This is a genomic window from Streptomyces sp. NPDC045026 (assembly GCF_056432625.1).
The window spans coordinates 44,051-65,154 of sequence record NZ_JBWKIS010000033.1; the positions used below are offsets into that span (position 1 = coordinate 44,051).

Genomic DNA, 21,104 nt, shown 5'->3' on the forward strand with positions numbered 1-21,104 from the left:
CGGCCGGTGAGCGGCCCCGGTCAGCGGTGGGTGCGCTGGATGTCGGAGCGGCGGTCCCCGCGCCCGTCACGCCCGTCGCGCCCGTCGCGCCCGTCACGGCCGTCCCGAGACTCCTCCAGGAACGATTCAGCGCCGGTGACGGTCTCGCGGCCGGGCAGCGTCTTGAAGACCCACGTGCGGTACGACCAGAAGCGGAACAGCGTCGCGATGCCGATGCCGACGAACTTGAAGACGTTGCGCTGCAGCGAGCTCTCCCAGCCGAAGCCGTAGATTGCCAGGTACAGGACGCCGTTCTCGATCACCAGGCCGACCGCGCTGAACGCCAGGAACAGCGTGAGCTCCCGCGTCCGGCCGCCCTTGTCGCGGTCACGGTAGGTGAAGTAGCGGAACCCCACGTAGTTGAACGCGATGGCGATGACCGTGGCGATGATGTTCGCCCGCACGGCCTGAAGGTTCGTCGTGTGCCACAGAAGGTTGGAGACGCCGAAGTTCACGAGGGTTCCGAGCGCGCCCACGGCACCGAACTTGGCGACCTCGCGGCCCAGCTGGTCGAGTCGCGCACGCCATGCGGCAGGTCCGTTCATCGTGCTCGCCCCAGCCCCCGTAGTTCCGATATATCGACTCGGTCATGCTAACCAGGCGGCAGGTCGGGCGCCTGGGGACGCCTAATCCTGGCATCGCGGGACGGCCGATACCCTGGGGGTGTGACGTTCCCGGTAGTCGGCATGGTCGGCGGGGGGCAGCTCGCTCGTATGACACACGAGGCGGGCATCCCGCTCGGCATCAAGTTCAAGCTCCTCAGTGACACTCCTCAGGATTCCGCGGCGCAGGTCGTCAGCGATGTCGTCATAGGCGACTATCGCGACCTGGACACGCTGCGTGACTTCGCGCGGGGCTGTGACGTGATCACCTTCGATCACGAGCACGTGCCCACGGAGCACCTGCGGGCCCTGGAGGCGGACGGCATCCCCGTGCGCCCCGGACCCGAGGCGCTCGTGCACGCCCAGGACAAGGGTGTGATGCGCGCGAAGCTCACGCAGATCGGCGCTCCCTGCCCGCGCCACCGCCTCGTGAAGGACCCCGCCGACGTGGCGGCCTTCGCGGCGGAGGGCGCCACTGACACGAGCGACGGTTTCCCCGTGATCCTCAAGACGGTGCGCGGCGGCTACGACGGGAAGGGGGTGTGGTTCGTACGGTCCCTCGACGACGCGGCCGAGCCCTTCAAGGCCGGCGTCCCCGTCCTCGCGGAGGAGAAGGTCGACTTCGTACGGGAGCTCGCGGCCAATGTCGTCCGCTCCCCGCACGGTCAGGCCGTGGCCTACCCCGTCGTCGAGTCCCAGCAGGTCGACGGGGTGTGCGACACGGTGATCGCGCCCGCCCCCGGCCTCGATGAGGGCCTCGCCCTGCGCGCCGAACAGCTGGCCCTGCGGATCGCGAAGGAGCTCGGTGTCGTCGGGCACCTCGCGGTCGAGCTCTTCGAGACCCGCGGACCCGACGGGACTCCCGGCATCCTCGTCAACGAACTGGCGATGCGCCCGCACAACTCCGGCCACTGGACCCAGGACGGGGCCGTGACCTCGCAGTTCGCGAACCACGTCCGCGCCGTCCTCGACCTCCCCCTCGGCGACCCGCGCCCGCGCGCCCCCTGGACGGTCATGTGCAACGTCCTCGGCGGCGACTACCCGGACATGTACTCCGCGTACCTGCACTGCATGGCCCGCGACCCGAAGCTCAAGATCCACATGTATGGCAAGGACGTGAAGCCCGGACGCAAGGTCGGCCACGTCAACACCTACGGCGACGACCTGGACGACGTGCTGGAGCGCGCCCGTCACGCAGCCGGCTACCTCAGAGGAACGATCACCGAATGAGCACGTCCCCTGTCGTTGGCATTGTCATGGGTTCCGACTCCGACTGGCCCGTCATGGAGGCCGCCGCCCAGGCTCTCGACGAGTTCGAGATCCCCTACGAGGTGGATGTCGTCTCCGCGCACCGCATGCCGCGCGAAATGATCGCGTACGGCGAGCAGGCGGACGGCCGCGGCCTCAAGGCGATCATCGCGGGAGCCGGGGGAGCCGCCCATCTGCCGGGCATGCTCGCCTCCGTGACCCCGCTGCCCGTCATCGGTGTCCCCGTCCCGCTGAAGTACCTCGACGGCATGGACAGCCTGCTGTCCATCGTGCAGATGCCCGCGGGCGTCCCCGTCGCCACCGTCTCCGTCGGCGGCGCGCGCAACGCGGGCCTCCTCGCGGCCCGCATCCTCGCCACGCACGACGAGGAACTCCTCGGCCGCATGCGGGAGTTCCAGCAGGAGCTGAACGACCAGGCCACGGAGAAGGGCAAGCGGCTGCGCGCCAAGGTCGACGGCGCGTCCGGCTTCGGCTTCGGGAAGTGACCGCGATGACCACCTCCCTGGAGCGGGCCCGCGCGATACTCGCCGACTTCCCCGTCGTCGACGGCCACAACGACCTGCCGTGGGCGCTGCGCGAGCAGGTCGCGTACGACATCGACGCGCGGGACATCGCCGTCGACCAGAGCGCGCATCTGCACACCGACCTGGCCCGGCTGCGGGCCGGCGGGGTCGGGGCGCAGTTCTGGTCCGTGTACGTGCGCTCGGACATGGCCGGTGACGTGGCGGTCAGCGCCACCCTGGAGCAGATCGACTGCGTCCAGCAGCTGATCGAGCGCTACCCGGCAGACCTGCGCCGCGCGCTGACGGCCGCCGACATGGAGGCCGCCCGCACCGAGGGCCGTATCGCGTCCCTCATGGGCGCCGAGGGCGGCCACTCCATCGACAACTCGCTGGCCACGCTGCGCGCGCTGCACACGCTGGGCGTGCGCTACATGACGCTCACGCACAACGACAACATCGCGTGGGCGGACTCGGCGACGGACGAGCCGGGCGTCGGTGGGCTCTCGCCCTTCGGCCACGAGGTCGTACGGGAGATGAACCGGGCCGGCATGCTCGTCGACCTCTCGCACGTGGCGGCGACCACGATGCGGGCCGCGCTCGACACCTCGGTCGCGCCGGTGATCTTCTCCCACTCGTCCTCGCGCGCCGTGTGCGACCACCCGCGCAACATCCCGGACGACGTCCTGGAGCGACTGCCCGCGAACGGCGGCGTCGCGATGGCCACGTTCGTGCCGAAGTTCGTCCTCCAGGCCGCCGTCGACTGGACGGCCGCCGCGGACGATAATCTGCGCGCACACGGTTTCCACCACCTGGACACGTCGGCGGAGGCCATGAAGCTCCACCGCGCGTTCGAGGAGGCGCACCCGCGCCCGATCGCGACCGTCTCCACCGTCGCCGACCACCTCGACCACATGCGTGAGGTCGCCGGCGTCGACCACATCGGCATCGGCGGCGACTACGACGGCACGGCGTTCCTGCCGGACGGCCTGGGCGACGTCTCGGGCTACCCGAACCTGATCGCGGAACTCGTCGACCGCGGCTGGTCGGACCCCGACCTCGCCAAGCTGACCTGGCAGAACGCGGTACGGGTCCTCGGCGCGGCGGAGGACGTGGCCCGGGACGAGCAGTCCCGCCGCGGCCCGTCGAACGCGACACTGGCCCAGCTCGACGGCTGACCGACCGGGCTCGACGGCTGAGCGGCCGGCCGGGCCCGACGGCCGGCAGTCCCGTGCGAAAACCTCCGGAGTTCTTCGGCTCCGGAGGTTTGGGCGTCCTGCTGTCGCCCGAACGCGCCGCCCACCAGGTGGGTGCGGGCCATGCGTGTGACGGTGATCTTTACTGCCGACACCGTCGATGCCCGGAGCTTTGCCATGGCAGACCTGCAGTCCGAACTGACCGCCGCAACCGAGATAGGTGAGCTCGACGAGCTCGCCCCACCGACCGACGAGCTCACCTCACCGACCGAGGAGGCTCCCGAGCCCTCCGCGGACGACGCACTCACCCGCGCCCGTGCCCTCCTCACGACCGACCCCGTCGCCGACGGCTACTGCGGTCTGCCCGCAACGCTGCGCACGCTGCCCTGGTACGACCTCGAACTGGGCGAGAGCTCCGTCGACACCGACCTCCCCCGGCTGCGTGACGGAGGCGTCGGCTCCCTCCTGTGGACGCTGCGCCTGCTGCCCGGCACGGCGCACGCCGAACACCCCGTCACCGCGGTCCTCGAACAGCTCGACCTCGCCAAGCACGTCGTGGCCGAGTACCCCGAGGGCCTGCGCCTGGCCCGCTCCGCCTCCGAGCTGTGCGACGCCCGCGCCTACGGCCGTATCGGCGTCCTCATGGGGCCCGCCCCGGCCGCAGCCATCGGGGACTCCCTCGCCACGCTGCGCGCCCTGCACACGCTGGACCTGCGCGTGCTCACCCTCACCGGCACCTCCTGGGCCACGGAGGCGGGGCTGACCCGGTTCGGCGAGGAGGTGGTGCGCGAGATGAACCGGCTCGGCGTCCTCGCCGACCTCACCGGCGCCTCCGAGCGCACGGTCCGCCGGGTCCTCGCCGTCACCAAGGCCCCGGTGATCCTCACCCACTCCGGGGCCCACGCCCTCAACAGCCACCCGGACAACGTCCCCGACGACCTGCTCGCCGAGCTCGGCGCCGCCAGGGGCGTGTGCCTCGTGCCGTGCTCCGCGGAGCGCACCGGCCCCGGACTCGGCGACGTCGCCGACCATCTGGACCATGTGCGGCGGGTGGCGGGCCCGCAGTCCGTCGGCCTCTCCGGCGCGTACGACACCGGAGCCGTGCACCCCGAGGGCCTCGCCGACGTCTCGCGCTATCCGCACCTCATCGCGGAACTGGCCGGGCGGGGCTGGCCGGAGTCAGATCTGGCCCAGCTCACGTGGGGCAACGTCCAACGCGTGCTGCGCGAGACGGAGTTCGCGGCGCGGGCCGCAGCGCTGCGCCGCCCGCCGTCGACGGCGAGGATCGAAGGCCTCGACGACTGACGGACAGGACAGGTACAGCCTCGACGTCTGACGGACAGGCGCAGGGGAGCGGACTCAGCAGGCGCACAGGCAGAACGGGTGCCCTGCCGGGTCCGCGTAGACCCGCCAGGTGCGCGAGCGGTCCTCCGCGTCGAGGACCCTCGCGCCCAGGGCCAGTACGCCCTTCTCCGCCGTGTCGAGGTCCTCGACCGTGAGGTCCAGGTGGAACTGCTGCGGCCGGTCGGGCGCGGGCCAGGCCGGTGCCACGAAGTCGGGTGCCGCCTGGAACGCGAGCGGCCGGCTGCCCGGCACCTCCAGGTCGACCCACGTGCCGTCGTCGCTCGTCACGGTGCCGCCGAGCACCGCCGCGTAGAAATCGGCTAGCGCGCGCGGTTCGGGACAGTCCAGGACGACGACACCCAGCGTGGCGAGAGCCATGACATCTCCTCTATAGGGGTTCAGGCAGCCGGGCGGCCCATCGCCCGGTACGTCCAGCCCGCCTCGCGCCACAGCTCCGGGTCGAGCGCGTTGCGCCCGTCGAGGATCAGCGGCGTGCCGGCCAGCGCGCCGAGCGCCGCCGGGTCGAGCTCGCGGAACTCGCGCCACTCTGTCAGGTGCAGCACCACGTCCGCGCCCCGCACGGCCGCCTCGGCGGACTCCGCGTAGCCGAGCGTGGGGAACAGGCGCCGGGCGTTGTCCATGCCCTTCGGGTCGTAGACCGTGACCTGGCCGCCCTGGAGGTGGATCTGACCCGCGACGTTGAGCGCCGGGGAGTCGCGTACGTCGTCGGAGTCCGGCTTGAACGTGGCGCCGAGCACCGCGACCCGCTTGCCCAGGAACGAGCCGCCGCCGAGCGCCTCGCGGGTCATCTCGACCATCTGGCCGCGGCGCCGCATGTTGATGGAGTCGATCTCGCGCAGGAACGTCAGCGCCTGGTCCGCGCCCAGCTCACCGGCGCGCGCCATGAACGCCCGGATGTCCTTGGGCAGACAGCCGCCGCCGAAGCCGATCCCGGCCCGCAGGAACTTGGCGCCGATCCGCTCGTCGTAGCCGATCGCCTCCGCGAGCTTCTTGACGTCGCCGCCCGCGGCCTCGCACACCTCGGCCATGGCGTTGATGAAGGAGATCTTCGTCGCGAGGAACGAATTGGCGGCCGTCTTGACCAGCTCGGCCGTCGGGAAGTCCGTCACCACGAACGGCGAGCCCTGTCCGACCGGCGTCGCGTACACCTCGCGCAGCGTCTTCTCGGCGCGGTCGCTGCGCACGCCGACCACGATCCGGTCCGGGTGCAGCGTGTCCTGGACGGCGAAGCCCTCGCGCAGGAACTCCGGGTTCCAGGCCAGCTCGACCTCGCCGCCGGCGGGCGCCAGCTCCAGGATGCGGGCCGCGAGCCGCTCGGCGCTGCCGACGGGCACGGTCGACTTGCCGACGACGAGCGCCGGCTTGGTCAGGTGCTGGGCCAGCGACTCCACCGCGGCGTCGACGTAACTCATGTCGCAGGCGTACTCGCCGTGCTTCTGCGGGGTGTTCACGCACACGAAGTGGACGTCGCCGAACTCGGCGACCTCGGCCCAGTCCATGGTGAAGCGCAGCCGCCCGGTGGATCCCTCGATGCCGGCGACGTGCTTGCGCAGCAGCTCCTCCAGACCGGGCTCGTACATGGGGACCTCGCCCCGCGTGAGCATCTCGATCTTCTCGGGCACGACATCGAGCCCGAGCACCTCGAAGCCGAGTTCGGCCATGGCGGCGGCGTGTGTGGCGCCGAGGTAGCCGGTGCCGATCACGGTGATCTTCAAGGCCATGGGAACTCCAGAGGTGTACGGCTGCAGTGCGGTGCCCGAGCATAGTCGGGCGTGGTGCGGCCCCTCACAGGGCACGTTTCCCCTGTCGCGTAGCTCACGTATCCCTCGCGTGGGCGGGCGCATAAAATTTGGGTTACTTAACGGTAATTAGCGTCCTTGGAGCGTGAGACACCTTGGCAGGATCGCCCGAATTCGACCTGTACCGTCCGGCCGAAGAGCACGACATGCTCCGCGAGTCCGTGCGGGCTCTGTGCGAGGCCAAGATCGCGCCGTTCGCCGCGGCGGTGGACGAGGAGGCGCGTTTCCCGCAGGAGGCCCTCGACGCCCTCGTCGCGAACGACCTCCAGGCGGTGCACGTACCGGAGGCCTACGGCGGCGCCGGAGCCGACGCGCTGGCGACCGTCATCGTGATCGAGGAAGTGGCCCGCGTCTGCGCCAGCTCCTCCCTCATCCCGGCCGTGAACAAGCTGGGCTCGCTGCCCGTCATCCTCTCCGGCTCCGAGGAGCTGAAGAAGAAGTACATGACGCGGCTCGCCAAGGGCGAGGGCATGTTCTCCTACTGCCTCTCCGAGCCGGACGCGGGCTCGGACGCGGCGGGCATGAAGACGCGCGCGGTCCGCGACGGCGACTCCTGGGTCCTCAACGGCGTGAAGCGTTGGATCACCAACGCCGGTGTCTCCGAGTTCTACACGGTGATGGCCGTCACCGACCCGACCAAGCGCTCGAAGGGCATCTCCGCCTTCGTCGTCGAGAAGTCCGACGAGGGCGTCTCCTTCGGCGCCCCGGAGCGCAAGCTCGGCATCAAGGGCTCCCCGACGCGCGAGGTCTACCTCGACAACGTCCGCATTCCGCTGGACCGCATGATCGGCGAGGAGGGCACCGGCTTCGCCACCGCGATGAAGACCCTGGACCACACCCGCATCACCATCGCGGCCCAGGCGCTCGGCATCGCCCAGGGCGCCCTCGACTACGCCAAGGGCTACGTCAAGGAGCGCAAGCAGTTCGGCAAGCCGATCGCCGACTTCCAGGGCATCCAGTTCATGCTCGCCGACATGGCGATGAAGATCGCCGCCGCCCGCGCCCTCACCTACCAGGCCGCGGCCGCCTCCGAGCGCCTCGACGCCGACCTCACCTTCCAGGGCGCGGCGGCCAAGTGCTTCGCCTCGGACGTCGCCATGGAGGTCACCACGGACGCCGTCCAGCTCCTCGGCGGCTACGGCTACACCCGTGACTACCCGGTCGAGCGCATGATGCGCGACGCGAAGATCACGCAGATCTACGAAGGCACGAACCAGGTCCAGCGCATCGTGATGGCCAGGAACCTGCCGTAGTCCGGACCTTTTGAAGCAGCCCCCGGCGTCACGCCGGGGGCTGTTCTGCGTCCGGCCACAGTGGTCAAAACCGTCAACTCCCAATGCAGCAAGGACCGTACGCGGTCCGTGACGTGTGTCGTACGCTGTGCGCCTGTGGTCGCGCCCTGGGGGCGCGGGCCGCGTGGGGCCGGGGGGCCGCCGTACCTGCGGGCCGGCTCGTGACGCGCACTCCCGGTGGTGACGAGGGAGTTGAGGGATGGTCATGGGGGGCCTGACGGACCGGCACGTGGTCGGCCAGCGGATCAGTGACCTCGCCGACGAGCGCGGCCTCGCGCCGAGAGCCGAGGAACTGCAGGCGTTGGCCGGGGCCTTGCGTGCCGCGGAAACCGACGGCCTCGGCGTCTGGGCCGACCTGGACCTGCTCGCCGCGTACGGGCGGCCGGAGAGCGTGGCGGTCGATCCGGCCGTCGAACACAAGGCGTGGGGCTGGCTGGAGGCCGGGCTCGGCGCGCTGGTCTTCCTGCCGCTGCTGTTCACCTGGCACGGCCTGACCCAGGCGTCCAGCGCGTACGGGGCACTGACGGGCGACAACCCGAAGGCGGCGGCGCGGCCCTTCCTCCAGCTGTGGCAGTCCGGGTTCGAGGGACACCTCGCCGGGCTCTACACCTTCGGCACGGTCGCGATGAGCGCGACGGTGGCGATCGCCGTGCTGTTCGCCCTGGCGCTCGTGCACAGCTTCCGCAAGGCCGCGGTCGACCGTCGCGAGGAGGACGCGCGCCGTGCCGCCGAGCAGCTGATGGCGCGTCTGGTGCCGGCGCTCAGCCGTGCCCAGCTCGTCCTCAACGAACACCGGATGTCGTCCCCGGTCAGGTTCGCCGCCGAACTGACGGGCGCCGCCAAGACGCTGACCCGGCTCGGCAACCGGGCCGCGAAGACCAACTCCGAACTCGTCGCCGCCGCCGAGACCGTCGGCGCCGCGCTGAAGGAGGCGGAGCGCCAGCTGGGAGCGGTCGGCACCTCCGTACGGCCGCTGGAGGAGGCTGCCGGACGGATCGAGACGGCCGTCAGCGGCAGTGGTGCGATGGTGCGCGAGGCGCTCGAGGACGTCCGGTCCGTGAACGGAGAGGTCCGCGACAGCCTGGGCAGGGCCGGGGAGCGGGTCGAGGACTCGGTGACCGTCCTGGCCGCCTCGCAGCGGTCGTTCACCACCGGCGTCGAGGTCGCGGCGGATGTGTCGGCGCAGGTTCTGGGGCGCCTCGACGCCGCCGCGGAGGAGTCCGCGCGCTTGTTCGCCGCCGCCGAGGAAGCCGTACGGGAGTCCCGGAAGGCGGCGGAGGAGACGCAGGACGCCGTGCGGGACTCGCAGAGCGCCGCGCAGGAGACCCAGACCGTGGTGCGGGCGATGGCGCAGCAGGCCGGTGCGCTGCGCGAGACGGCCGAGAAGTTCGCCCGGCTCGTGGAACTGGTGCACAACTCCGGGGGAGTCGGTCTGCCCGTTCCCAGGCCGCCGGAGGGCGCACCGCCGGCGCCGCCCGTACCGCCGTGGCCCGCGCGCGGTGTGGATCTGGGCAAGCCCGGCGACGCGGGTGAGGCCAGGGGGTACTCCGTCGACGATGCCGTGCCGGGCCGGACGGGCTCCGCGGGATGAGGGCGCGCAGGTTCAACCCGCTGCATCTGGCGGGCTGGCTCTTCGCCGACATGCTGCTGGTCCTCGCGCTCGTCGCGATGGGCGACCAGGGCGACCCCCAGGCCGCCGAGGCCCGGCCGACGCCCTCGGCGTCCGCGAGCGCCAAGCCCGCACCGTCGAAGAGCCCCGAGCACAAAGGCCCGCGCGCGGTGACGCGTACGCCCGTCAAGGTGTCCATCGACGCCGCTCAGGGGGACCGGGGCCGTATCGAGAAGCGGCTGCGCGAGGTGACGGCGAAGTACCGGGGACGCCAGGCGGCGTTCGTCCTCACCTTCGGCCGCAACAGCGACCCGGGCGCCGGCGGCGCGTACGCCCACGAGGTCAACTCGCTGCTGGCGAAGGCCCGTCCGGACATGTTCAGGAACGCGACCACCCGCGACTTCTGGAAGGGCGCGGCCACCGGGGGCCATGCCGACATCGAGATCTACTTCTACACCTACGCGAACTGACGACAGGCTTTCCGGAGGCACGAGGCCATGCAGATTCTGCCGTTCTACCTGCTGTGCGACGAGTCGGGCTCGATGTCGGGAGACCCGATCGAGGCGATCAACAGCGCATTGCCCGAGCTGCACCACGAGATCAGCACCAATCCGACGGTCGCCGACAAGACCCGGTTCTGCCTGATCGGTTTCTCCGACGAGGCGAAGGTGCTCCAGCCCCTGGTCGACCTGAGCGACATCGAGGAGGTCCCGGCGCTCGCCGCGGGCGGACTGACGTCGTACGGCGCGGCCTTCCGCGAGCTGCTGCGCTGCGTCGAGGCGGACGTCGCGTCGCTGAAGGCGCAGGGACACGAGGTCTACCGGCCGGTCGCGTTCTTCCTGTCCGACGGCATTCCGACCGACGACGGCTGGGAGCAGGACCACAAGGACCTGCTCGGCTCGAAGTACGCCCCGAAGATCATCGCGTTCGGGATCGGTGACGCGGAGCCCGCGACGATCGGCCAGGTCGCGAACTTCCGGGCGTTCATGCAGCAGGACTCGACCGTGTCACCGGCGAAGGCCCTGCGGGAGTTCGCGTCCAGCCTGACCCGCTCCATCGTCCGGTCGGCGAGCAGCATCCCGGCCGACGGCGGGTCCGGTTTCACCCTGGCCGTGGACGAGACCGTCCCGGGCTTCTCCACCGTCTCCCTCGACAAGCTGTGAGCGAAGGGCGTACGCGGATGAACGAGAGCGAGGAAGCGGGGCGGCCGCGCTGGGCGGCGACCGACCCGCACGGCTTCGTGGTGTCGGACGGCTCCCCGGCCGTGCGGGACGACTACGAGCTGCCGGCGCCGGTGCGGGACGACCACGAGGTGCCGGTGCGGGTGCGGGACGACATCGAGGTGCCGGTTCAGGCGCAGGACGTCGAAGGCCCGGAACTCCCCGCTGTCGCGGCCCTCGGCGCGCCCGCGCACAGCGGTCCGAAGGCGCCGAGCTACCCGCCGGTCCCGCAGGGACTGCCCGCCGTGATGGGGGACTTGGCGGCGGCCGTACTGCCGGACATCGTCCTCGACGGTGCGGCGTACCCGGGAGTGACCGTCCGCGCGGCATCCGTGCGCGGGGACTCCCACCGCTATGCCGGGGAGCCGCGGCAGGACGCGCTCTGCGTGACCCGCATCGGAGGCGAGGAGCAGGGCGGTGAGCTGCTGATGCTCGCGGTCGCCGACGGCGTGGGCTCCGCCCCGCGCTCCCACGTCGGGTCGAACGAAGCCTGCCGGCTGGCCGCCCGCTACCTCGACCGCTCCACCTCCCTGCACGAGGCGATCCGCACCGCCGACGCCGAGGGGTTCCAGCGCGCGGCCGACAACGTGGTGCGCCAGATCGGCAACCTGCTGGCCGACCTCGCGCTGCAGCACGACGAGCGTCCCGACGCCTTCGCCACCACGCTGCGGATCCTGCTGGTCCCCCTGGACCCGCGCATACGTACCCGCGGCTTCCTGGCGGTCGGGGACGGCGGCACAGCCCTGCTGCGCCGCGGCTTCTGGCACCTGGACTTCATGGGGGACGCGGACGCCGAGAAGGACGGCGACGTCATCGACACGCGCACGGCGGCGCTGCCCCGCGCCCGCACCGCCGTGACCCGCCTGATCCACCCCGCTCAGCCCGGCGACGTCATCGTCCTCAGCACGGACGGCCTGTCGTCCCCGCTGGCGGGTGACGCCGGCCTGCGGGACTTCCTCAGGCAGGCGTGGACAGGAGCCGAGGTCCCGGCTCCGGCCGACTTCCTCTGGCAGTTCCAGTACCGGGTCAAGTCCTACGACGACGATCGCACCGCCGTCGTCCTGTGGGAGCACGGGGAGGCGCAGTGACGTTCCACAACGGCGCCGATCTCCCGTACAGCGGGCTCAAGTTGCTCGGCAAGATAGGGGACGGCGGGCAGGGCGAGGTGCACTCGGTCGGCGGCCCCGGTGACCTGCTGTACAAGAACTACCGCGAGCCGCACAAGGTCGACGGATCGTCCCTGGCGGCGCTGGTGGCGTACCGTCAGGCGCTCGCCGCCGCCGACAGGGACCGCCTCGACGCGGAGACCGCGTGGCCGCTGTGCCGGGTCCTGGACGGGGAGACGGTCACCGGCTTCCTGATGCGCAGGGCGCCGGCAGCCACCAACTGGCGCACTCCCAAAGGCGATACGAAGCTCATCGAGCTGTCCTATCTGCTCCGTGAGCCCAAGGCGGCCTGGCGGGCCGTGCCGCAGCCGGAGCCGGCTGCGCGGCTCGGGATCGCCGTCGCGCTGGCCGGGCTGTTCGGGCGTCTGCACGCGGCGGGGCTCGTGGTCGGCGACCTGTCGCAGGCCAATGTGCTGTGGACCCTCACGCCCGAGCCCGCCGTCTTCCTGCTCGACTGCGACGGCATCCGGCTCGTCGGCCGGCCGGCCGTGCTCGACCAGGCGGACACCCCTGACTGGCACGACCCGCTCGCCCCGGCCGGTACGGCCACCGTCGACAGCGACCGGTACAAGGCGTCACTGATGCTCGGGCGGGTGCTGATGCGGGACCCGTACGCGCATCCGGGCCAGCCGATGGCGCCGCTGTCCGGTCTCCTCGACGACCGGCGCGAGGCGGCGGTACGCACACTCTGGGCCCGCGCGGCCGGTCCTTACGGAAGCCGGCCCGATCTCGGGCAGTGGCAGACCGCGCTCGCCGGGCGCGAGACGATCAAGCTGATCGCGGCCGCTCCGGCGCCCCGCCCCGCGGTCGACCGCTCGAAGTTCGACAGCGGACGGCGGCGCGGCACGATACAGCTGGGCGGCCGGGGAGAGCCGGGGCAGTCGGCCTGAAGTGAGATCCAACTGCCCCGTTCCTCACGTCAGTTGCCCGACACCGTCACCGTCTCGTCGTTCTTCAGCTCGCCCACCAGCTGCTTGACCTTGGTCTTGTCCCAGACGAGGTTGCCGTTGACGGAGCCGGAGACCGGCATGTTCATCGACTTGCCGTCGCCGCCCGTGACGCCCTTCATGGCGAAGAACATCGAGCCCAGGTCCCACAGGCTCATGTCCTTGTCGACGACGAGCGAGTCGAGGCCCGCACCCATCGTCGGGTAGAGCTTGAACGGGTTCATGACCGTCGACGGGGTGGCCACCTGGTGGGCCAGCGCCGACAGGAACGCCTGCTGGTTCTTGGTGCGCTGGAGGTCGCTCGCCGCGAACGCGTGGCGCGTGCGGACGAAGGCGAGGGCCTGCTGGCCGTTCAGCGTCTGCTTGCCCTTCTGGAAGTCGGCTCCGGACCACTTGTCCTTGAAGCCCTCCTTCAGGTTCATCTCGACGCCGCCGACCGCGTCCACGATCTTCGCGAAGCCGCCGAAGCCGATCTCCGCGTAGTGGTCGATGTGCAGCCCGGTGTTGAACTCGACGGTCCGCACGAGCAGTTCGGGGCCGTCCTCCGCGTACGCGGCGTTGAGCTTCACCTGGCGGCCCTGGTTCGGGTAGAGCTTGCCGGAGTCCGAGCCCTTGTAGGACGGGATGGTGACGTTCGAGTCACGCGGCAGGGAGATCATCGTGCTGCCGTTGTCGCCGGTGTGCAGGATCATCATCGTGTCCGTGCGCTTGCCCTCGGCGGACCCGGTGTGCAGCTTCTTCTTCTCCTCGTCGGACATTCCGGCCCGGCTGTCCGTGCCGACGATGAGGTAGTTCGTGCCCTGGCCCGTCTCGGGCCGCTCTATGACCTTGGAGAGGTCGACGTCACGGTGGAGCTTGGAGTCGGCCCAGAAGTACGTGCCTATGCTCACGCCGAGGAAGACGACGACGAGGGTGAGGACGGCCCACTTGATGCGCCGGCGCCAGTTCGGCCGCGGCCGCGGGGGCGCGTACCCGTCGGCCGGGTCGTTGTCGTTCGGTACGTAGCCGCTGCCGCCGCGGCGCCCGCCGCCACCGCCGTAGACCTGGCCGGTGTTGTAGCCGCTGTCGTACTGGTCCCCGTAACCCTCGCCGTACGTGGGCTGCGCGGGGACCGTCGGCCGGGGCGGCGCGGAGCGGCGGGGGCCGCCGCCCTGCCCGCGCTGCACGTGCGGCATCGCGCGGGCGCCCTCGGGGCGCGCGCTGCCACTGCCGCGACCGTAACCGCGGTCGTCGCCGCCCTGGCTGTCGCCCCAACCCTCTGGCCAATCATTCATGGCCACAGTGTGCCGTCCGGTGCTGTGTGCCCCACAAGGGTGGGTGGGGAATCGGACCCGGGCTGTTGCAGAGCTGACACAAAGCAACCCGTGTCCTGCCCGGCATAAGGTGGAGGCCATGACAGACCAGGCCCGCGGCACGGAATCCGAAATTCCGGGTAAGCCGACCTCAGCTTCCCGTACGACGTTGTCGCACATCATGACCCACAACGACACCAACCTGCTCGGAACGGTACATGGTGGCGTGATCATGAAACTGGTCGACGACGCGGCGGGCGCCGTGGCCGGACGGCACTCCGGCGGACCCGCCGTCACCGCCTCCATGGACGAGATGGTCTTCCTGGAGCCGGTGCGCGTGGGCGACCTGGTCCACGTGAAGGCTCAGGTCAACTGGACGGGCCGGACCTCCATGGAGGTCGGGGTGCGGGTCCTCGCCGAGCGCTGGAACGAGTCGACACCGGCCCAGCAGGTCGGCTCCGCGTACCTCGTGTTCGCCGCGGTGGACGCCGACGGCAAGCCGCGCTCGGTGCCGCCGGTCCTCCCGGAGAGCGAGCGCGACAAGCGGCGCTACCAGGAGGCCCAGATCCGCCGCCAGCACCGGCTCGCGCGCCGCCGGGCGATCATGGAGCTGCGGCAGCAGCGCGCGGCCGACGGCATCGAGGACTGAAGCCCGCCGGGCGGCGTCAGCCGCACACCACCTGGTCCCCGGTGACCGCCCCGAACTCGCCCTGGCGCGAGTCCTCGGCCCGCACCGCGCGCACCGCCTTGAAGTCCGGGCCCGCCACCACCTTCAGTACCGCACCCTGTCCCGGCACGACCCGCAGCTGCGCCCCCGGCAGCGCCGCCGCAAGCGCCGTCGCCGACCGGTCCCAGCGCGGGTCGTAGAGGACCACGGTGTGCTGGGCGGTGCGCTGCGCCGCGTTCACCGGCGCACCGCTCGTGCGGAACCCCGTCCCGCGCAGCCCCGCGTCCACCTTCCCGCCGAGCCCCGGCGTCATCGTGCCGTTCTCGACCTGGACGCGGATCTGCTGCGGGGCGACGCCGACGACCGTCTCCCTCTTCTTCTTTTGGTGCACGGCGAGCGGCTTGTCCTCGCGCAGCGCCTTGAACAGCTTCTGGGACTTCGCCGGGTCCCACCTCACCGTCGAGCCGATGCCCTTGACCGGGACGCTGGCGTTCCCGATCGGCACGGTCGCGAACTCCGACGACGAGGGGGAGAACCCCCGCATCGCCTGCCCGAGCTCGACCATCCGGTCCGTGCCGAAGCCCCTGTCCGCCCGCACGGAGCTGAGCAGTGTGCGGGTCACATCGCGGAATTTCACCGGGTTCAGGAGCACCCCGGACGAGGTGGCCTTCGCGATGAGCGCGGCGAGGAAGCGCTGCTGGCGCTGCATCCGGCCCAGGTCGCCCGCCCCGTCGGTGTGCCGGGCGCGCACGTACTGGAGGGCCTGGCCGCCGTCGAGCCGGTGCGTGCCGACGGCCATGTCGAGCCCGGTGTACGAGTCCTTGAGCGGCTGAGCCGTGCAGATGTCGACGCCGCCGAGCACGTCCACCGTCTTCATGAAGCTGGCGAAGTCGACCTCGAGGTAGTGGTCGATCTTCACCCCGGTCATGTGCTCGACCGTGCGCACGGTCAGATGGGGCCCGCCCTCCGCATACGCCGCGTTGATCTTCACCGGGTGCTGGTGGTGCTGCTTTCCCGTCGTCAGGTCGGTGTGCGACGGGATCTCGGCGTACGAGTCCCGGGGCAGGCTGACCACGCTCGCGCGGTGCTGGTCGGCGGAGAGGTGCACGATCATGATCGTGTCCGTGCAGTGACAGGGCGCACCGCCCAGCCGGTACTTCTTCTTCTCCGCCGGGGTGATCTTGTCGCGGCCGTCGGTGCCGACGAGCAGCACGTTCATCCCGTGACCGCCGGAGGGCCGGTTCTTCATGTCCTTGAAGGGGTCGACGCGGTTGATCTCGGTGTCGAGCCCGGTGACGACCGCGTGCCCGATCCCGGCGGCCGCGAGCACCGTGACCGAGACCGATGTCGCCACCCGCATGGCCCACCGCGGCCTCCTCTTCCGTACGGGGGCGGGCACGGGGGGACGGCCGGGCACCTGCCGTGGGGGGCGCGGCGGGCGTGCGGGGGAGCGGGTCGGCGGAGTGGGCACGTGGGGACACCTCCGAGAAGGTGGGCGTGGGATCGCGAGCACCGTAGGCCGATACGATCTCCTGCCCGCGGCAGTGACCACGGCGGCGCGCGCCGGTGTCCCCCATTAGCGGTAACGTGACGCCTGATGAACGCGAATTCCGACAAGCAGCTTCCGCCCGTATCGGTGATCATGCCCGTCCTCAACGAGGAGCGGCATCTGCGTGAGGCCGTCGAGGCGATCCTGGCGCAGGAGTACGACGGCGAGATGGAGGTCGTGGTCGCCCTCGGCCCGTCCACCGACCGCACGGACGAGATCGCCGCGCAGCTCGTCGCCGAAGACCCCCGCGTCCATACCGTGCCGAACCCGACGGGCCGCACCCCCGCCGCGCTGAACGCCGCGATCAAGGCCTCCCGCCACCCGGTCGTGGTCCGCGTCGACGGGCACGCCGCGCTCTCGCAGGGCTACATCGCGACCGCCGTCCGCCTCCTGGAGGGGACCGGCGCGATGAACGTCGGCGGCATCATGCACGCCCAGGGCACGAACGACTGGGAGAAGGCCGTCGCCGCCGCGATGACCTCGAAGGTCGGCGTCGGTAATGCCGCGTTCCACACGGGTGGTGAGGCGCAGGCCGCCGAGACCGTCTATCTCGGCGTCTTCCGGCGCGAGGCGCTGGAGCAGCAGGGCGGGTACAACGTGGAGTTCATCCGCGCCCAGGACTGGGAGCTGAACTTCCGCATCCGCGAGGCCGGGGGCCTGATCTGGTTCTCGCCCGAGCTGAAGGTCTCGTACCGGCCGCGGCCCAGCGTGAAGGCGCTCGCCAAGCAGTACAAGGACTACGGTCGCTGGCGACACGTCGTCGCCCGCTACCACGCGGGTTCGATCAACCTGCGCTACCTCGCGCCGCCGGCCGCCGTGTGCGCGATCGCCGCGGGCGTCGTCGTGGGCGCGCTCGTGACGCCGTGGGGCTTCGTGATCCCGGGCGGCTACCTGGCGGCCATCGCGGCCGGTTCGGTGCCGGCCGGCAAGGGGCTGCCGCTGAAGGCGCGCCTGCAGATCCCGGTCGCGCTCGCCACGATGCACATGTCGTGGGGCTGGGGCTTCCTGACCAGCCCGCGCTCGCTGGCCAAGAAGGTCATCGCGTCGCGGCGCCCGGCCGTACTCAGCGAGGCGTGAGCCTTACGTCTGCTTTCTCCGGGGCCGAGCCGCTCGGCCCCGGAGCCTTGGCCTGCGTCACCAGGTGAAGTTCTTGTTCACCTTCATGCAGGCCTTCTTGTCCGAACCGTTGAGCGCCAGCGCCGTGTCCGGCGCGGTGTCGTCGTCCTTCGACGACTTGGGGTAGGAGTTCCCCTGCCGCCAGTCGTCGCCGACGATGAGCGTCACTCCGGAGACGTCGGTCGACTTCTTCACCGAACTCAGCGGAATACCAAGGGACTTGGCGACCCGCTGGGCATCGCCCTCCAGGTCGACGCTCGGGAAGCGGATGACCGTCTTCTCCTCGCTCAGCGACTGCGACTGGTCGGCTGACGCCTTCGCGAAGCCCTTCGCGGTCAGGATCTGCGACACCGTGTTCGCCCGCCCCGACGCGGCGGGCAGCTCCGCCGTCCGCGTGCCGTTCTGCACCTGCACCGCGATCTCGTCGTCGGGCGCCGCCGGGTCGTCCGACTCCTTGGGCGGCGACTTCTTCTTGTCCTTGCCGTCCAGGGCCACGTCCTCGCGTACGAGCCGGAACAGCTTGTCGGCGTCGCCCGGCTTCGGGGCCACCCGCGGACCCACGTACACGAACGGCATCGTCGTCATCGTGATGCGGTCCGGCGCGGGCTTCTTCAGCTCGTTGCTGAGGTCGTAGAGCTTCTTGATCGTGTCGAGGCCCTCGTCGACGCGGAGCGCCTTGATGGCCTCCTCGGCGAGGGTGCGCAGCTTGCCGGGGTTGGTGATGGTGGCGTTCTCCCGCATCTGGCGCACCATCGAGTTCATGTACATGTGCTGGGCCTTGGTGCGGGCGATGTCGCTGCCGTCCTCGAAGCCGTAGCGCGTACGCAGCCACTGCAGGGCCTGCTTGCCCTTCACCGGGTGCGTGCCCTTCGCCAGCTTCAGGCCCGAGCCGTGGCCCTCGCTGTCCTTGGAGAGGATGTTGGCGTCCACGCAGACCGGTACGCCGCCGATGGCGTCCGCCATGGAGACCACGCCCGCGAAGTCGACCATCATGAAGTGGTCGATGTGGATGCCGGTCAGCTGTTCCCAGGTGGCCACCGTGCAGCCGGGGCCGCCGCGGCCGAGCGACGTGTTCGTCATCTGCCGCCCCACCGTGGCCGGGTACTCCCTGCCCGTCTTCGGGTCGGTGCACTTCGGCAGCTGGAGCAGGGTGTCGCGCGGCATGCTCACCACCGACATGTTGCTTCGGTCCGCGGAGAGGTGGACCAGCATCTGCACGTCCGCGAGCGGTACGCCGCCGAAGGTCTCCTTGGCGCCGCCCAGCTTCTGGTTGGCCTTGGAGTCCCGCGCGTCCGAGCCGATCAGCAGGATGTTCAGCGGGGTCTGGCCCGCCGCGTTCGGCGTCGGCTGCGCCGCCCGGTGCTCGCCGATGTTGAGCTTGTCCGTCTTGATGTTGCTGTTGAGGTGCTCGTACCAGAGATAGCCCGCTCCCGCGGTGCCGAGTATCAGTACGGCGAGAGTGATCGAGAACCAGCGCAGTATCCGGTGTTTGCGGCGCCGCGGGCTCTTCCGGGCGCGCCGGTGCCCGCGCGGCCCGCCGCCCTCCCCCTGACTCTGCTCCGGTATCCGGCCCTGTCCGCCGCCCGGCCCCCCGGCCGCGTGCCGACTGTCACGCACACTGCTCTGCCTCATGCCCCCACCCCTCCCGCCCCGACCTACGCCGCGGCCGCCCCGATCCTGTCTGTTAGACAGCCAAGGGGCGGCCGAGGTTGGTCACTTGGCGCACACAGTCTTGTCCGCCGTCGATTTCTCCACGTTGTCCGGGGCCTTCGACGGAGCGGCTATGGGTGTCCCCGCGCCCTTGAAGTCGCCACCGAGCGTGAGGATCATGGCCGGCAGACCCTGATCGTTCTTCTCGCTCTTGCCGGGCTTCAGCGCGGAGGCCGGCAGCCCCATGATGTCGGCCAGCCGCCGTGCCTGGTCGGCCTGGTCGGGGGCGTACTCGAGGGTCGTCTTCGCCGCCTTCGCCGCGTTGCCCAGCTGCGTGGACTTCGTGACGCCCTCGTTGTTCTGGAGCCAGGTGAGGGTCTGCTGCGCGGCGCCCACGGTCTCGCTGCCGTTGTAGATGTCGACGCGCACGTCGGAGGCGGCGGACTTCGGGCCCTTGAGCTTGGCCTGCTCGGCGGCCTTCTCCTTCTTCTTGGTCTCCGTCAGCGAGACATCGTCCTTGATCATCGAGAAGACCTGGGGCGCGGTCGTCGGGTTGACGATGACCGTCTTGTGGACGACCCCGTCGGCCGGGTTGTCGATGACCGGCGTCGTGATGAAGGAGATGTTCTTCGGCGGCACCTTCTTCAACTCAAGGGCGATGTCCTTGAGATGGCTGAGGCTGCCTATGCCCTTGTCGACCGTGAGGGCCTTCGTCGCCGCCTCGGCGAGGCTCGTCAGCTTGGTGGGGCTGGTCAGGGTGTCGCCCGAACTCATCTTGCGCGCCAGCGATCCGAGGAACTGCTGCTGCACCTTGATGCGGTCGAGGTCGCCCTGGTTGCCGAAGCTGTGCCGGGTGCGCAGGAAGGCGAGGGCCTGTTCGCCCTCGACGACGCTGTGGCCCTTCGGCAGCTTGAGATGCGAGTCGGGGTCGTTGACCGGCTTCGCCACGCAGACGTCGACACCGCCCACCGCGGTCGACAGCGTCTTCACCGCGTTGAAGTCGGCCATCATGAAGTGGTCGGGGGTGATGCCCGTGACCGCCTTGACGGTCGCCATCGTGCAGCCCGCGTCGCGGCCTTCCTGGCCGAGGCTGGTGTTGAAGCGCTGGTCCGGCGTGCCCGAAATCGTGGTGAGCGAGCCGTCCTTCTGGCGTACCTGGCAGGCCGGGATGTCCACGACGAGGTCGCGCGGAATGCTCAACGCGGTCGCGTTCGAACGGTCCTTGGCGACATGGAGCAGGATGTTGGTGTCGGCGTGGCCGACGCTGTTCTTGTCGCCGTAGCCCTCGTTGCCCTTGCCGGTGCGCTTGTCCGTGCCGATGATCAGGATGTTGAAGGCCTCGTCCTTGCTGAAGCCGTTCTTCGCGCCCACGACATCGGTGGTGTTGATGTTGCCGTCGAGATGGCGGAGGTACAGATACACCCCGCCCGCGGCGGCGACCATGACGAAGGCCATCGTGCCGCCGGTCCACAGCAGCGCCTTCTTCGCCCGCGACTTCTTCTTCGGCCTCGACCGGCGCCTGCCGGGCGGCTCCGGCTGCGGGGCCCGCCGCCTGCGCTGGCCGGGCACCTCACGGCTGTCCTGTTCCTCACGGGACCTGCCGTTCTGCCTGCTCTGCCCGGTCTGTCCCCGTCGCCCCGTGGGGCGTTGGGGAGACCTGCGAGGTCCGGGTACGGCCGACTGCCCAGCGGAAGGGTTCAGTCGCAGTTCGTAATCGCCGGTGTTCGGGTTGAGTACCCACTGGTCTGCGGGATCGATGTTGTCCGCCCGCCCACGGCCTTGCGCGTCCACGGTTGTCTGCATCCTCCGTCGGGGCCACGCGGCGC

19 protein-coding genes are annotated in these 21,104 nt (G+C 70.6%); 12 read left to right on the forward strand and 7 right to left on the reverse strand.

The annotated features are described in order from the left end of the window. Positions 1–20: 20 nt before the first annotated feature. Positions 21–584, reverse strand: coding sequence for a GtrA family protein (locus AC07EJ_RS39990; RefSeq protein ID WP_389488349.1), 564 nt, complete (start codon positions 582–584; stop codon positions 21–23). Positions 585–704: 120 nt separating this feature from the next. On the opposite strand from AC07EJ_RS39990, the gene AC07EJ_RS39995 reads away from it, so the two are divergent. From AC07EJ_RS39995 to AC07EJ_RS40010, 4 genes are all read left to right on the forward strand, one after another. After that, a complete protein-coding gene (locus tag AC07EJ_RS39995) occupies positions 705–1,871 on the forward strand; it encodes a 5-(carboxyamino)imidazole ribonucleotide synthase (RefSeq protein WP_389488347.1) in 1,167 nt (388 codons plus the stop codon). Further along, a complete protein-coding gene (purE, locus tag AC07EJ_RS40000) occupies positions 1,868–2,395 on the forward strand; it encodes a 5-(carboxyamino)imidazole ribonucleotide mutase (RefSeq protein WP_389488345.1) in 528 nt (175 codons plus the stop codon). Before AC07EJ_RS39995 ends, purE begins: the two co-directional genes overlap by 4 nt. A 5-nt stretch (positions 2,396–2,400) precedes the next feature. Then, a complete protein-coding gene (locus AC07EJ_RS40005) occupies positions 2,401–3,588 on the forward strand; it encodes a dipeptidase (protein ID WP_389488343.1) in 1,188 nt (395 codons plus the stop codon). Positions 3,589–3,783: 195 nt separating this feature from the next. After that, positions 3,784–4,911, forward strand: coding sequence for a dipeptidase (locus AC07EJ_RS40010; RefSeq protein ID WP_389488341.1), 1,128 nt, complete (start codon positions 3,784–3,786; stop codon positions 4,909–4,911). A 54-nt stretch (positions 4,912–4,965) separates the two neighbouring features. Here AC07EJ_RS40010 and AC07EJ_RS40015 read toward each other — a convergent pair whose 3' ends face one another. Together AC07EJ_RS40015 and AC07EJ_RS40020 are read right to left on the reverse strand one after the other, a co-directional pair. Beyond that, positions 4,966–5,328: a VOC family protein gene (locus AC07EJ_RS40015; RefSeq protein WP_362897569.1), complete on the reverse strand. Its 363-nt coding sequence runs from the start codon at positions 5,326–5,328 to the stop codon at positions 4,966–4,968. Between the two features lie 20 nt (positions 5,329–5,348). After that, on the reverse strand, positions 5,349–6,692 hold the full coding sequence (locus AC07EJ_RS40020) for a UDP-glucose dehydrogenase family protein (protein ID WP_389488340.1): 1,344 nt from the start codon (positions 6,690–6,692) through the stop codon (positions 5,349–5,351). A 173-nt stretch (positions 6,693–6,865) separates the two neighbouring features. Between AC07EJ_RS40020 and AC07EJ_RS40025 the strand changes: the two genes are divergently transcribed. From AC07EJ_RS40025 to AC07EJ_RS40050, 6 genes are all read left to right on the forward strand, one after another. After that, complete coding sequence (locus AC07EJ_RS40025; RefSeq protein ID WP_389488338.1) at positions 6,866–8,023, forward strand: acyl-CoA dehydrogenase; 1,158 nt, start codon at positions 6,866–6,868, stop codon at positions 8,021–8,023. A 238-nt stretch (positions 8,024–8,261) separates the two neighbouring features. Further along, complete coding sequence (locus AC07EJ_RS40030) at positions 8,262–9,653, forward strand: hypothetical protein (protein ID WP_389488335.1); 1,392 nt, start codon at positions 8,262–8,264, stop codon at positions 9,651–9,653. Further along, the gene (locus tag AC07EJ_RS40035) at positions 9,650–10,141 is read left to right on the forward strand and encodes a hypothetical protein (protein ID WP_389488333.1); all 492 of its coding nucleotides are present in this window, start codon (positions 9,650–9,652) and stop codon (positions 10,139–10,141) included. Before AC07EJ_RS40030 ends, AC07EJ_RS40035 begins: the two co-directional genes overlap by 4 nt. Positions 10,142–10,168: 27 nt before the next feature. Beyond that, complete coding sequence (locus tag AC07EJ_RS40040) at positions 10,169–10,834, forward strand: vWA domain-containing protein (RefSeq protein ID WP_389488331.1); 666 nt, start codon at positions 10,169–10,171, stop codon at positions 10,832–10,834. Between the two features lie 17 nt (positions 10,835–10,851). Further along, the gene (locus tag AC07EJ_RS40045) at positions 10,852–11,979 is read left to right on the forward strand and encodes a protein phosphatase 2C domain-containing protein (protein WP_389488329.1); all 1,128 of its coding nucleotides are present in this window, start codon (positions 10,852–10,854) and stop codon (positions 11,977–11,979) included. Continuing rightward, positions 11,976–12,947, forward strand: coding sequence for a hypothetical protein (locus AC07EJ_RS40050; protein WP_478886091.1), 972 nt, complete (start codon positions 11,976–11,978; stop codon positions 12,945–12,947). Before AC07EJ_RS40045 ends, AC07EJ_RS40050 begins: the two co-directional genes overlap by 4 nt. Before the next feature lie 29 nt (positions 12,948–12,976). On the opposite strand, the gene AC07EJ_RS40055 is transcribed toward AC07EJ_RS40050, so the two are convergent. Beyond that, the gene (locus AC07EJ_RS40055; RefSeq protein ID WP_389488325.1) at positions 12,977–14,278 is read right to left on the reverse strand and encodes an LCP family protein; all 1,302 of its coding nucleotides are present in this window, start codon (positions 14,276–14,278) and stop codon (positions 12,977–12,979) included. A 118-nt stretch (positions 14,279–14,396) separates the two neighbouring features. Between AC07EJ_RS40055 and AC07EJ_RS40060 the strand changes: the two genes are divergently transcribed. After that, positions 14,397–14,945: an acyl-CoA thioesterase gene (locus AC07EJ_RS40060; protein WP_389488323.1), complete on the forward strand. Its 549-nt coding sequence runs from the start codon at positions 14,397–14,399 to the stop codon at positions 14,943–14,945. 16 nt (positions 14,946–14,961) lie between these two features. Here the strand turns inward: AC07EJ_RS40060 and AC07EJ_RS40065 are convergent, their stop codons facing one another. Beyond that, positions 14,962–16,434, reverse strand: coding sequence for an LCP family protein (locus AC07EJ_RS40065; protein ID WP_478886092.1), 1,473 nt, complete (start codon positions 16,432–16,434; stop codon positions 14,962–14,964). Positions 16,435–16,560: 126 nt separating this feature from the next. On the opposite strand from AC07EJ_RS40065, the gene AC07EJ_RS40070 reads away from it, so the two are divergent. Continuing rightward, positions 16,561–17,589, forward strand: coding sequence for a glycosyltransferase family 2 protein (locus AC07EJ_RS40070; RefSeq protein ID WP_389488319.1), 1,029 nt, complete (start codon positions 16,561–16,563; stop codon positions 17,587–17,589). Between the two features lie 57 nt (positions 17,590–17,646). On the opposite strand, the gene AC07EJ_RS40075 is transcribed toward AC07EJ_RS40070, so the two are convergent. Both AC07EJ_RS40075 and AC07EJ_RS40080 read right to left on the reverse strand, forming a co-directional pair. Beyond that, positions 17,647–19,260, reverse strand: a complete 1,614-nt coding sequence (locus tag AC07EJ_RS40075) for an LCP family protein (RefSeq protein ID WP_478886093.1) — start codon at positions 19,258–19,260, stop codon at positions 17,647–17,649. Positions 19,261–19,341: 81 nt separating this feature from the next. Beyond that, entirely contained in the window at positions 19,342–21,069 is a 1,728-nt protein-coding gene (locus tag AC07EJ_RS40080) for an LCP family protein (protein WP_389488315.1), read from the reverse strand. Between the last annotated feature and the right edge of the window lie 35 nt (positions 21,070–21,104).

What these genes read in the sequence shown, in the direction of transcription:
- AC07EJ_RS39990 (WP_389488349.1), bottom strand. Translation starts at nt 584, where the DNA reads ATGAACGGACCTGCCGCATGGCGTGCGCGACTCGACCAGCTGGGCCGC.
- purE (WP_389488345.1), top strand. Translation starts at nt 1,868, where the DNA reads ATGAGCACGTCCCCTGTCGTTGGCATTGTCATGGGTTCCGACTCCGAC.
- AC07EJ_RS40005 (WP_389488343.1), top strand. Translation starts at nt 2,401, where the DNA reads ATGACCACCTCCCTGGAGCGGGCCCGCGCGATACTCGCCGACTTCCCC.
- AC07EJ_RS40010 (WP_389488341.1), top strand. Translation starts at nt 3,784, where the DNA reads ATGGCAGACCTGCAGTCCGAACTGACCGCCGCAACCGAGATAGGTGAG.
- AC07EJ_RS40015 (WP_362897569.1), bottom strand. Translation starts at nt 5,328, where the DNA reads ATGGCTCTCGCCACGCTGGGTGTCGTCGTCCTGGACTGTCCCGAACCG.
- AC07EJ_RS40020 (WP_389488340.1), bottom strand. Translation starts at nt 6,692, where the DNA reads ATGGCCTTGAAGATCACCGTGATCGGCACCGGCTACCTCGGCGCCACA.
- AC07EJ_RS40030 (WP_389488335.1), top strand. Translation starts at nt 8,262, where the DNA reads ATGGTCATGGGGGGCCTGACGGACCGGCACGTGGTCGGCCAGCGGATC.
- AC07EJ_RS40035 (WP_389488333.1), top strand. Translation starts at nt 9,650, where the DNA reads ATGAGGGCGCGCAGGTTCAACCCGCTGCATCTGGCGGGCTGGCTCTTC.
- AC07EJ_RS40040 (WP_389488331.1), top strand. Translation starts at nt 10,169, where the DNA reads ATGCAGATTCTGCCGTTCTACCTGCTGTGCGACGAGTCGGGCTCGATG.
- AC07EJ_RS40045 (WP_389488329.1), top strand. Translation starts at nt 10,852, where the DNA reads ATGAACGAGAGCGAGGAAGCGGGGCGGCCGCGCTGGGCGGCGACCGAC.
- AC07EJ_RS40055 (WP_389488325.1), bottom strand. Translation starts at nt 14,278, where the DNA reads ATGAATGATTGGCCAGAGGGTTGGGGCGACAGCCAGGGCGGCGACGAC.
- AC07EJ_RS40060 (WP_389488323.1), top strand. Translation starts at nt 14,397, where the DNA reads ATGACAGACCAGGCCCGCGGCACGGAATCCGAAATTCCGGGTAAGCCG.
- AC07EJ_RS40070 (WP_389488319.1), top strand. Translation starts at nt 16,561, where the DNA reads ATGAACGCGAATTCCGACAAGCAGCTTCCGCCCGTATCGGTGATCATG.
- AC07EJ_RS40075 (WP_478886093.1), bottom strand. Translation starts at nt 19,260, where the DNA reads ATGAGGCAGAGCAGTGTGCGTGACAGTCGGCACGCGGCCGGGGGGCCG.